The organism is Providencia sp. PROV255 (assembly GCF_028478065.1).
In the GTDB taxonomy this organism is placed as follows: domain Bacteria; phylum Pseudomonadota; class Gammaproteobacteria; order Enterobacterales; family Enterobacteriaceae; genus Providencia; species Providencia rettgeri.
Map to the genome: position 1 here is coordinate 94,212 of NZ_JAMPMI010000025.1, position 11,392 is coordinate 105,603.

The window sequence follows — 11,392 nt, forward strand, 5'->3', positions numbered from 1 at the left end:
TTTCATTATCCTTTCAGCCTTATGCTTTACGATATCCCATCAAACAGCAAAATCATTTGTAGTCTCAGTTTCCAGTGGTTAATACCTAACTACTGGAAACAACCGTGATCCTTATCCATAGAAGTGGAGAAATACGAGTATGAGTTCCCCTGAGGAAATGCAACAAACGCAAACTCCCCAACGAAATAAAAAAAGACAACGCAAAAGTGCGCTTATCTTTTTGACTCTATTATTTATTATTATAGGCGTTGGCTGGGTGGTCTACTGGTATCTCGTTCTTCGCCACTATGAATCAACTGACAACGCTTATGTCGCGGGTAACCAAGTACAAATACAATCCCAAGTTTCTGGGAGCGTTATGACAGTCAATGTGGATAATACCGATTTCGTGACAAGTGGAACTGTTTTGGTTGAACTAGACCCACGTGATGCAGAATTAACACTCGATAAAGCAAAAACAGAATTAGCGAACAGTGTACGCCAGACTCGCCAGCACATGGTTAATAGCCGCCAGCTACAAGCCAATATTGACGTAAAACGGTCTGAATTAAACCGCTTACAGAATGATTTAAAACGTCGCGAAGTTTTAGGCAGTAGCCATGTCATCGGTAAAGAAGAACTACAACACGCGAGAGAAGCCGTTGTCAGTGCAAAAGCAGCATTAGACATGGCAATAGAACAATATAATGCTAATCAAGCCATTGTTTTGAATACCGCAATTGAAAAACAACCCGCAGTAGAACAGGCCGCGACACAAGTTAGAAACGCTTGGCTCACCCTACAACGGACAAAAATCGTCAGCCCTGTTGATGGCTATGTTTCACGTCGCAGTGTGCAAGTGGGTTCACAAATTACCCCTTCAACACCATTAATGGCCATTGTCCCTTCCAATGGTATGTGGATTGATGCGAACTTTAAAGAAACACAACTTGCGGACATGCGTATCGGCCAACCTGCGAAAGTCACGACTGATTTTTACGGTAAAGATATCGTGTTTAACGGTACTGTCGTTGGGCTTGATATGGGAACAGGTAGCGCATTCTCTTTATTACCTGCACAAAATGCCAGTGGTAACTGGATCAAGGTAGTCCAACGCCTCCCCGTGCGTATTGCCTTAGATGAAACTCAGCTTGAAGAGCATCCACTACGTATCGGTTTATCCACCGAAGTTACGGTTGATACATTAGATAAAAACGGCAAAGTGCTTTCTAAAGGGATGCGCGCTACTCCTGCTTATCATACTGCTGCATTAGCTGTGGATATGTCTCCTGCAGACAAAATAGTTACTGAGATAATTAATAATAACCTAGAGAATCAATAGGTGGAGGTGCAATCGTGACGACAGCACCTTTAACGGGATCTAAACTCGCATGGATGACGATTGCCCTTTCATTGGCAACATTTATGCAAGTTCTTGATTCTACAATTGCTAACGTAGCTATTCCGACCATTGCTGGAAATTTAGGGGCTTCCAATTCACAAGGAACATGGGTAATAACCTCTTTCGGTGTTGCTAATGCAATTTCCATCCCTGTTACTGGTTGGTTAGCGCGTAGAATCGGTGAAGTCAGGCTATTTTTATGGTCCACTGGCTTGTTCGCTTTAACTTCATGGCTGTGCGGTATTTCTGGCAGCCTAGAGATGTTGATCTTATTTCGTGTTTTACAAGGTTTAGTCGCAGGGCCTCTCATTCCTTTGTCTCAAAGCCTACTGCTTAATAATTATCCTCCTGCCAAGCGCAACATGGCCCTCGCCCTTTGGTCAATGACTATCGTTATTGCACCTATTTGCGGACCGATTCTTGGTGGTTATATTAGTGATAATTACCATTGGGGCTGGATATTTTTTATCAATGTGCCATTTAGTATTGCAATCATCTTTGCCATCATGCGTACCTTAAAAGGCCGTGAAACTAAAATATCTATTCAGCGTATTGATACTATTGGTTTGGTACTATTGGTTGTCGGTATTGGTGCTTTACAAATCATGCTTGACCAAGGCAAAGAGCTGGATTGGTTTAACTCGACTGAAATTATCGTCCTAACCGTTATTGCCGTTGTCGCTATCGCCTTCTTAATTGTCTGGGAACTCACCGATGACCATCCCGTCATCGACTTATCCCTGTTTAAAGAACGCAATTTTACGATTGGCTGTTTATCCCTAAGTTTGGCTTACATGCTCTATTTCGGGACGATTGTACTACTGCCGCAATTGCTACAAGAGGTTTATGGCTATACTGCGACCTGGGCAGGGCTAGCCTCTGCTCCTGTAGGGTTATTACCGCTACTGATTACGCCAATTATAGGGCGTTTTGGTAACCGAATTGATATGCGTTATTTAGTGACATTCAGCTTTATTATCTATGCAGTTTGTTACTATTGGCGTGCTTATACATTCGAACCTGGAATGAGTTTTGCCGAGGCCGCTTGGCCGCAATTTGTGCAAGGTTTAGCTATCGCTTGTTTCTTTATGCCTTTGACAACCATTACATTATCTGGCCTACCACCAGAAAAAATGGCCTCTGCATCCAGTTTATCTAACTTCACTCGTACCTTAGCTGGAGCCATCGGGACATCAATCACAACGACCATGTGGACCCAAAGAGAGTCAATGCATCATGAAAACCTCACTGAATTTGTTAACCCATACAACCCAAATGCCCAACAGATGTACAGCGAGCTGGCAAAAATTGGTATGAATGAGCAGCAAAGTTCGGCATACCTCGCTAAAACGATCACTGACCAAGGACTGATTATGTCAGCAAATGAGATATTTTGGCTCTCAGCTGGAATTTTCATCCTACTAATGGTCATTGTCTGGTTCGCTAAGCCACCATTTGGGGCAGGTTCGAAAGACGGCGGTGGTGCTCATTAATCAGCCCAACCCCATATAATTTTATGGGAGGCTATTGGCAAAATACTCTTACTGATTCAGTAAGTTGTCTTCATGACAGAAATAAAAAAGCCATACAACTGGGATATGCATCCTTTATGTATGGCTTTATTTTTCTTATAAAACGTAAGGATTATTTAACTTGGTTTTGTTGCCACCACTGGGCCAACATAATTCCCGTTGCAACAGAGACATTCAAGCTTTCCACTTTACCTGTTCCACCGATATACAAACTCATATCGCCTTGATCCCACGTACTATCACTTAAACCATCACTCTCTTGGCCTAAAACTAGTACCATTTTGGCGGGTAACTTCGCTTTTGCGAGATCTTGACTGCCTTTATGGCTGGAAGTCGTCACAATGGTGTAGCCTGCTTTACGGAATTTATCCAAAGTGTCAGTCAGCCCATCAGCATCAATCGCCTTAATATGCTCAGCCCCACCTTCTGCGGTACGAATTGCTGCACCTGACTCCAACATGCCAGCATCTTGTAAAATAACGCCTTTTACGCCAAAGTGGGCACAACTACGCATCATTCCACCTAGATTATGTGGATTCCCCACATCTTCAAGTGCCAATACGCAATCTTTTTCTGCGGCTTGTTGTAAATACGCATCCGCACTCATTCCACCACGTTTTTTGATGATAAAACAGACACCACCATGATGTTCGGTTCCTGATGCTTTCGATAACTCTTCGTCATCTACCACGTGGTAAGCCTTGCGATTTGCCGCCATCCATTTTAACGCGTCTCGAAAACGCGGCGTAACGGATTGTAAGAACCATGCACGAACAATCGCATCAGGGCGGTTTTTAAACATAGCTTGGCAGGCATTCTCACCATAGATACGAGTTTCTTCCTGGCGCTGCTTACGTAGTTGTTCAGGATCTATTTGACTCTTGCCAACAATTCCGCCGTGGTCATTCGCTAATTCTTCGCTATCTGGCTTTGAAACAGTGCGCCATGGCGAACGTTCACGAGATACCTCATTTCGGTTATCGGAGCGACGCCCTTCACGACTTCCTTCAGGGCGATTTGAGCAGCCACCACGATCTTGACGGGCCCCCTCTCGTCTATCGCCACCACGCTTGTCATTACCACGCCTATCGTCACGGCCACCGCCTCGGCGTTTGTCATTACCTTTATTATTGTCCTGCTCTTCACTGCGGACATACATCACTTTTACTTTGCCGTTTTTACCACTAAAATCATTCGAGTCGTTCATCACTATCCCCTACTAAGCTATGGCGCGAAGATTACATGATGTTGCATGGCTACGCTACCGATTCACACTATTATCTCATCTAAAAGTTATTGAATATACTTCTATCGCATAGAAATCGTTTTGCGTACAATATGTGCCTTCATTTTAGACCTAAAAAATATCACTCAACATGACTTCGAATGCCGTTTATCACTTGCGTCAACAGCGCCTCGCATTATCAACTAAACCATTTAAAGCGCGAGGCTGCCGAGTAAAACGTTGCCAATATTGCTTGTTACCTATCCCACAATGCCTGTGCCAAGATACCGTATCGTCACAAGCAAAAAGTCAATTCTGCTTGATTATGTTTGATGGTGAAGTATTTAAGCCAAGTAATACGGGAAAATTGATTGCGGATGTTTTGCCCAACACTTTGGCCTTTCAGTGGTCAAGGACAGAGCCTGATGCGCAGCTACTGGCAGCATTACAAGACACCACAAGGCAACCTTACCTCATTTTCCCAGAAAGCTACGCTCAAAATGAACGCGTCGTAGTCAACGAGCCTACTTTGTCGGATAAACCCGCTTTATTTATTTTACTCGATGGGACCTGGCCAGAAGCACGTAAAATGTTTCGGAAAAGCCCTTATCTTAATGATATTCCAATGCTTTCAATTAATACCAAAGCAAGGAGTGATTACTTACTACGTACACCATCAAGGGAAGAGCAACATTGTACCGCTGAAGTTGCAGCTACCGTTTTAGAATTAGCGGGAGATTTAAACGCTTCACAACAACTCTTTAGCCATTTCAATTTGTTCCGTCAAAAATATCTTGAAGGAAAGCCGCATCACCCTATCGCACAGATGCTACTCACTGAATCTCATCTCTAACTATTTATTGGTACTATTTTTCTCTTTCTTTTCGAGCCTAGTACCATTAAATGATAACTTTTAGATAATCGTGCTGATAAAACGTGAACGTGCTTGTATAAATTAATTAAACTCACCAGATAAACTAGCGCAATCGCAAAGATAAGGCATAGTATTCATAAGTATCACTCAGCCACTTTTTACCTATTGAACGCTTATCTCGTTCAGCAAAGCAAAGGGTTATCAACTATGGGTTTAGTCAGTCAGTTAGAATCTTTATTCAGGCCAAAGTCTATCGTTGTCGTTGGAGCATCTGAAAATCCTGGCCGTGCAGGTTCGGTGATGATGAAAAACCTACTTACCAGCGGCTTTAAAGGCCCTATTTTACCTGTTAACCCAAACCGAAACTCTGTCCTTGGCGTACTTGCTTATCCTTCCATAGATAAATTGCCACTCAAACCCGACCTTGCCGTTATCTGCACGCATTACTCACGTAATATCGCCTGTTTACAGCAATTAGGGGAAGCCGGCTGTAAAGTGGTTATTATTTTATCATCCCCTTCCATTCAGTTTAATGAATTAAAAAAAGTCGCCCAGCAATATCAAATTCGCCTATTAGGCCCGAATAGCCTCGGTTTTCTCGCCCCATGGCAAGGATTGAATGCCAGTTTCTCCCCGATTCCAATCTTAAAAGGGAAACTCGCGTTTATCTCACAATCTGCTGCTGTATCAAATACCGTTCTGGATTGGGCAAGGCACCGAGACATCGGTTTTTCTTATTTTATTGCCCTTGGTGATAGCATCGATATTGATATTGACGATTTACTCGATTATTTAGCCCGTGATAGCAAAACCAGTGCCATTTTGCTGTATCTCGAAAGTATTAGTGATGCGCGACGTTTCTTATCCTCATCTCGCAGTGCTTCACGTAATAAACCTATATTAGTAATAAAAAGCGGTCGAACCCGCAAAGCACAAGAACTTCTAGGCGATAAACCGAGCCTAGATGCCGCTTATGACGCCGCTATCCAACGTGCTGGGCTACTTCGCGTGCAAGATACTCACGAAATGTTTTCTGCGGTTGAAACATTAAGCTATATGACACCATTACGCGGTGAACGCCTCTCTATTATGAGCAACGGTTCTGCACCCGCAGCGATGGCATTAGACGAACTTCTCTTGCGTAGTGGCAAACTTGCAACGTTAAGTGTTGAAACAGAAAATGAATTAAGCTCCCTGTTACCCCTTGATTTATCGACGAAAAACCCGATTGACTTGGGGGATGATTCCACTGTTGAGCGCTACATCAATGTACTGAACAAAATGCTCGACAGCCACGACCATGACGCTTTATTGCTTATCCACACTCCCAGTGCGATAACGGAAAGTAAAGCCATGGCAGAAAAAATTATTAAAACGATTAAGCAGCACCCACGAGGGAAATGGCTAACCATCTTAACCAACTGGTGTGGAGAATATTCATCTCAAGAATCTCGCAGGCTATTTAGTGAAGCAGGGATCCCAACCTACCGTACTCCAGAAGGGGCAATCACAGCATACATGCATATGGTGGAATATCGCCGTAACCAAAAACAACTCAAAGAAACTCCGGCTTTACCTATTGGTATTACAGCGAATACTCAACAAGCTCATGAATATATTCAACAAGCACTGGAAAATAATAAGCTACACTTGGATACACATGAAGTTCAACCTATTTTAAAAGCCTACGGGTTAAATAGCTTACCCACATGGATAGCACACTCTAGTAATGAAGCCATTGAAATTGCAGAAAAAATTGGCTATCCCGTCGCCTTGAAATTACGCTCTCCTGATATTGTTCATAAGTCAGAAGTACAAGGGGTCATGCTCTATTTACGCAATGCTAAAGAGGTAGAAGATGCAGCTAAAGCGATTATGGAACGTGTTTCAACAAATTTCCCTAATGCACGAATTGAAGGCCTGTTGGTACAAAGTATGGCCAATCGAGCTGGCGCTCAAGAACTCAGAATCGCTGTTGAGCTAGACCCTGTTTTTGGCCCTCTCATCATGTTAGGAGAAGGTGGTATTGAGTGGCAACAAGAGAGCCAAGCTGCTGTCGCTCTTCCCCCGCTAAATATGGCTTTAGCTCGCTACCAAGTTATCAATGCCATCAAAAGTTACAAAATCAAATCTCGAAGTGCTTTAGAACCTTTAAATATCATAGGGTTGTCAGCTTTATTAGTGCGCGTTTCAAATTTAATTATTGATTGCCCAAATATTACAAGGTTAGACATTCACCCATTACTTGCCTCAGGGGATGAATTCACTTTACTTGATGTCTCCATGACTCTAAGCCCAACAGATGATGCAACAACATCTAGGCTGGCAATTCGCCCTTACCCTAGTGAACTCGAAGAAACGATTCATTTAAAAGAAGACCTTACCTGTTTACTACGTCCGATCCTCCCTGAAGATGAGCCTTTGCTAAAATCCTTTATAGAACAAGTTACTAAAGAGGATCTTTATTATCGTTACTTTAGCGAAATTAGTGAGTTTACCCATGATGATCTCGCCAATATGACTCAGATTGATTATGATCGGGAAATGGCTTTTGTTGCGGTAAGAAACCCCAATACAGCTCCTGAAATTATAGGTGTAACACGGGCTATGGCGGATCCTGATAACCAAGAAGCTGAATTTGCAGTACTGGTTCGTTCCGACATGAAGGGGCAAACGCTCGGTTATCAACTGATGCAAAAGTTACTTAACTATACTCGGAGCCACGGCATTAAAAAACTGACGGCAATAACCATGCCTGAAAACCGTAATATGATTAGCCTAGCGAAAAAACTCGGCTTTGAAATTGACGTTCAGTTTGAAGATGGAGTAGTTAATCTGACACTGCACTTATAGAAATATCCAAGAATACGGCTCAACTTGTATAGTAATTAAACAAGTCGTCAATTTATACTAAATGGTTTGGCTAAATATGCTATCATCCATAGATCATTCGCTTAAAAATGTGCGCAAAGCGAGTTGCTATTAGACTAATAAGAGAAAATTCACACTGTGATGTTGTCAAAATTAAAACAAGCAAAACATCAACAATATTTGGTCAGTTTGCCAAAACTATCTCAAGAAATTGCTGATGTAAAAACGCTATATAAGACAGAAGATTTTCGTGATGAACTGCTTAAACAAATCTCTCAGGCTCAAAATACTATCTACATAACGGCTTTGTATTTAGAGAAAGACGATGCAGGTAAAGACGTACTTCATGCTCTATATGCTGCAAAACAAGCTAATACATCATTGGATATCAAAATTCTCGTAGACTGGCACCGTGCTCAACGAGGCCGGATAGGGGCTGCTGCAAATGCCACAAACGCCGATTGGTATTACGATGTTGCAAAACATTACCCTGAAATTGAAATTCCTATCTACGGTATTCCTGTAAATACACGGGAAGCACTAGGTGTTCTGCACCTAAAAGGCTTTTTATTTGATGATACTCTGCTCTATAGCGGTGCAAGTATTAATGACGTCTATTTACAGCGTCATAATAAATACCGTTATGACCGTTATCACCTTATCAAAAACAGCCAACTTACCGCATCAATGAAAAAATTTATTGATGACGCATTACTACAGTCTGATGCCATTCATCTATTAAATACACCGAATCGGCCAAAAACAGCTGAGTTTAAGCACCTAATTAAGCAATTTCGTTTGGGCTTACGGGGAGCGTCCTATCAATTTTCAGGAAACGCATCAAATGATGAGTTGTCTGTCACTCCCTTTGTTGGCCTCGGCAAGAAAAACGATTTAAACCGTGTTATCACTCATTTAATGGGTGCAACAAATAATAAACTAACAATCTGCACGCCTTATTTTAATTTACCTGCGGTGTTAGTCAGAGTTATTAGTCGGTTACTCCGTGATGGCAAACAAGTAGAAATTATCATTGGCGACAAAACTGCCAATGACTTCTACATCCCACCTGAAGAACCCTTTAAAATAATTGGTGCGTTACCATACCTTTATGAGATCAATCTGCGCCGTTTTGTTAGTCGCTTGCAACGCTTTATTGATAGCCAGCAGTTAACAGTTAGGCTCTGGAAAGACGCAGACAATACCTATCATCTAAAGGGAATGTGGGTTGATAATCACTGGCAATTGATCACGGGTAACAACTTAAACCCACGCGCTTGGGGGTTAGATCTTGAAAACGCAGTATTAATTCACGACCCAAAACAACAGTTGCAAGAGCAACGCAATCACGAGCTAGAGTGTATTCGAACTCATACTAAGGTTGTTAGCCATTTTCGTGAATTAGACAGTATTCAAACCTATCCTGTTAAAGTGAAAAAATTAATCCGACGTCTACGTCGAATACGAGTGGATCGGTTAATTAGTCGGATTTTATAATACATCTCAATTTAGCGTCACTTAAGTGACGCTTTTTACATTCATCATCTGGATAATGATACCTAATATGTTTAAGCCATTAATTTTTAGCTTACTTATATTTTCCATCACAGGATGCAGTGGTTTTCATTGGTCCAATGACAATTGGCAAGGCAAAGATAAAGCACAACATTTTGCATTTTCAGCCGCTATGGCTGCATCGGGTAACGCTTATGCAGACAAACAAAATATACAACACCGCGATGCTGCCATATTCGGTATTCTATTCTCAGTTTCTCTTGGCGCAGCAAAAGAGCTTTATGACAGCAGGCCTGCTGGTACGGGGTGGAGTTGGCATGATTTTGCCTATGATGTTGCAGGGTCAATAGCGGGTTATAGTTTATATCAGTCCTTAAAGTAACCCTCTCCTTACTTCCCATTCTTTTAAATTCCCCTGCTATTTTCAATATTTCGCTCACCATCGAAGTATCTCTTAATTAACCCTTTATAGTTGAGCTCTCAATATTAAGGAGAGACTCATGATCGCAGTGATTTTCGAAGCCATCCCAGTACCAGAACAAAAAAATCGTTATTTTGAACTAGCCGGTCAACTAAAATCTGAACTTATGCGCATAGAAGGGTTTATTTCGGTTGAACGTTTTCAAAGTATAACCACTGAAGGAAAAATTCTCTCACTTTCGTGGTGGGAAACAGAAGAAGCCGTAAAAAATTGGAAAAAACATTTCATGCATATTGAAGCACAAGTTGAAGGACAACAAACCATTTTTTCTCATTATAGAATTCGAATTGCTAATACCCTAAAGGATTACTCATTCAATAAAGAGGATAATTTTAATGTATGATATTCATGTGATTATTGAAAACCAAGTGGGTGCTTTAGCACTATTGGCGACAACATTAGGGAAACATGGTATTGGCCTTGAAGGTGGTGGTGTTTTTTCTATCGAAGGAAAAAGCCATGCTCACTTTCTCGTCACCCAGCCAGAAAAAGCAAGCAATGCTCTGGCTACAGTAGGGCTGAAGATTGAAAGTATTTCAAAACCTGTGATCCGCAAATTAAAACAAGAACGCCCAGGCGAACTTGGAGAAATTGTTTCTCTGCTTGCACGCCACCAAATTAATATCTTAGTCCAATATAGCGACCATAATAACAGGCTAATATTAATAACAGACAATAATATATTAACTACTGAAGTTACAAAGAAGTGGGAAAACCTACCATATGATACCAAGCAAAAATAGTATTCTCATTGAAGAAAAAGAACCATTAGAGAAATCTATCGCAAAAGTTGCATTTGCGATTGCTGACCCTTCAAGAGTCAGCATTTTGTGTGCATTAATGGATGGTAGGGCATGGACAGCAACAGAATTAAGTGCAGTTGCAGATATAGCACCATCAACAACGAGCGCACACCTCACTAAGCTATTAAATAGCCACTTAATTAGCTGTCTATCTCAAGGAAGGCACCGGTATTACCGACTTGCAGGCTCAGATATTGCCGAATTATTAGAAACATTAATGGGGGTATCCATTAAATTAGAGTATACCCCAACAATAGCAACACCTATTCATCTGCGAAAAGCACGTACTTGCTATGATCACTTAGCAGGGGAAGTTGCTGTTCAGATCTACGAATTTATGGATAAAAATGGTTGGTTTACCGCTAAAGAAAACAAGTTATCAGATATTGGTATGGCGCAATTTAAAAAATTTGGGATAGATATTATTCCTCATACAAAACGAAAAATAGCATGCGCTTGCTTGGATTGGAGTGAAAGGCGTATGCACCTAGGAGGACTTGCAGGAGCCTTGCTACTACAATTCTTTGAAAAAAATAGATGGATAGATAAAGCAAAAGGCTATAGAGAAATTACTTTTACTTCCAATGGTAAAAAAGCTTTAAAACGTATTTTTGATATTAATATCGGTTAACCTAAAATAGGCATTATCGATAAAATTCAGTATGTTATCAATACAAAAAAGCCTCGCGATTTTCATCACGAGGCTTCGA

10 protein-coding genes are annotated in these 11,392 nt (G+C 41.4%); 9 read left to right on the forward strand and 1 reads right to left on the reverse strand.

All coding sequences use genetic code 11. The features are described 5' to 3' along the window. Positions 1 to 139: 139 nt before the first annotated feature. Both emrA and emrB read left to right on the forward strand, forming a co-directional pair. Positions 140 to 1,321: a multidrug efflux MFS transporter periplasmic adaptor subunit EmrA gene (gene emrA / locus PR725_RS20045; protein ID WP_109913275.1), complete on the forward strand. Its 1,182-nt coding sequence runs from the start codon at positions 140 to 142 to the stop codon at positions 1,319 to 1,321. A 14-nt stretch (positions 1,322 to 1,335) separates the two neighbouring features. Continuing rightward, positions 1,336 to 2,874, forward strand: a complete 1,539-nt coding sequence (gene emrB / locus PR725_RS20050; RefSeq protein ID WP_109913274.1) for a multidrug efflux MFS transporter permease subunit EmrB — start codon at positions 1,336 to 1,338, stop codon at positions 2,872 to 2,874. A gap of 151 nt (positions 2,875 to 3,025) precedes the next feature. Here the strand turns inward: emrB and PR725_RS20055 are convergent, their stop codons facing one another. Further along, entirely contained in the window at positions 3,026 to 4,120 is a 1,095-nt protein-coding gene (locus PR725_RS20055; RefSeq protein WP_272570206.1) for a tRNA/rRNA methyltransferase, read from the reverse strand. Between the two features lie 169 nt (positions 4,121 to 4,289). Between PR725_RS20055 and PR725_RS20060 the strand changes: the two genes are divergently transcribed. The 7 genes from PR725_RS20060 (at position 4,290) to PR725_RS20090 (ending at position 11,313) form a co-directional block, all read left to right on the forward strand. Further along, on the forward strand, positions 4,290 to 4,991 hold the full coding sequence (locus PR725_RS20060; protein WP_109913272.1) for a tRNA-uridine aminocarboxypropyltransferase: 702 nt from the start codon (positions 4,290 to 4,292) through the stop codon (positions 4,989 to 4,991). Positions 4,992 to 5,219: 228 nt separating this feature from the next. Beyond that, positions 5,220 to 7,865, forward strand: coding sequence for a bifunctional acetate--CoA ligase family protein/GNAT family N-acetyltransferase (locus tag PR725_RS20065; RefSeq protein ID WP_164529097.1), 2,646 nt, complete (start codon positions 5,220 to 5,222; stop codon positions 7,863 to 7,865). Positions 7,866 to 8,024: 159 nt separating this feature from the next. After that, complete coding sequence (pssA, locus tag PR725_RS20070) at positions 8,025 to 9,380, forward strand: CDP-diacylglycerol--serine O-phosphatidyltransferase (RefSeq protein WP_109913270.1); 1,356 nt, start codon at positions 8,025 to 8,027, stop codon at positions 9,378 to 9,380. Between the two features lie 67 nt (positions 9,381 to 9,447). Beyond that, positions 9,448 to 9,780 carry a YfiM family lipoprotein gene (locus tag PR725_RS20075; RefSeq protein WP_184957451.1) on the forward strand — a complete coding sequence of 111 codons (333 nt, stop codon included), beginning with the start codon at positions 9,448 to 9,450 and terminating at the stop codon, positions 9,778 to 9,780. A 118-nt stretch (positions 9,781 to 9,898) separates the two neighbouring features. Continuing rightward, complete coding sequence (locus tag PR725_RS20080) at positions 9,899 to 10,222, forward strand: antibiotic biosynthesis monooxygenase family protein (RefSeq protein WP_109913268.1); 324 nt, start codon at positions 9,899 to 9,901, stop codon at positions 10,220 to 10,222. Further along, a complete protein-coding gene (locus PR725_RS20085) occupies positions 10,215 to 10,622 on the forward strand; it encodes an amino acid-binding protein (protein ID WP_109913267.1) in 408 nt (135 codons plus the stop codon). Before PR725_RS20080 ends, PR725_RS20085 begins: the two co-directional genes overlap by 8 nt. Continuing rightward, on the forward strand, positions 10,603 to 11,313 hold the full coding sequence (locus PR725_RS20090) for an ArsR/SmtB family transcription factor (protein WP_109913266.1): 711 nt from the start codon (positions 10,603 to 10,605) through the stop codon (positions 11,311 to 11,313). The genes PR725_RS20085 and PR725_RS20090 overlap by 20 nt, the downstream gene beginning before the upstream one ends. Positions 11,314 to 11,392: the final 79 nt, after the last annotated feature.

What these genes read in the sequence shown, in the direction of transcription:
- emrA (WP_109913275.1), top strand. Translation starts at nt 140, where the DNA reads ATGAGTTCCCCTGAGGAAATGCAACAAACGCAAACTCCCCAACGAAAT.
- PR725_RS20055 (WP_272570206.1), bottom strand. Translation starts at nt 4,120, where the DNA reads ATGAACGACTCGAATGATTTTAGTGGTAAAAACGGCAAAGTAAAAGTG.
- PR725_RS20060 (WP_109913272.1), top strand. Translation starts at nt 4,290, where the DNA reads ATGACTTCGAATGCCGTTTATCACTTGCGTCAACAGCGCCTCGCATTA.
- PR725_RS20065 (WP_164529097.1), top strand. Translation starts at nt 5,220, where the DNA reads ATGGGTTTAGTCAGTCAGTTAGAATCTTTATTCAGGCCAAAGTCTATC.
- pssA (WP_109913270.1), top strand. Translation starts at nt 8,025, where the DNA reads ATGTTGTCAAAATTAAAACAAGCAAAACATCAACAATATTTGGTCAGT.
- PR725_RS20075 (WP_184957451.1), top strand. Translation starts at nt 9,448, where the DNA reads ATGTTTAAGCCATTAATTTTTAGCTTACTTATATTTTCCATCACAGGA.
- PR725_RS20080 (WP_109913268.1), top strand. Translation starts at nt 9,899, where the DNA reads ATGATCGCAGTGATTTTCGAAGCCATCCCAGTACCAGAACAAAAAAAT.
- PR725_RS20085 (WP_109913267.1), top strand. Translation starts at nt 10,215, where the DNA reads ATGTATGATATTCATGTGATTATTGAAAACCAAGTGGGTGCTTTAGCA.
- PR725_RS20090 (WP_109913266.1), top strand. Translation starts at nt 10,603, where the DNA reads ATGATACCAAGCAAAAATAGTATTCTCATTGAAGAAAAAGAACCATTA.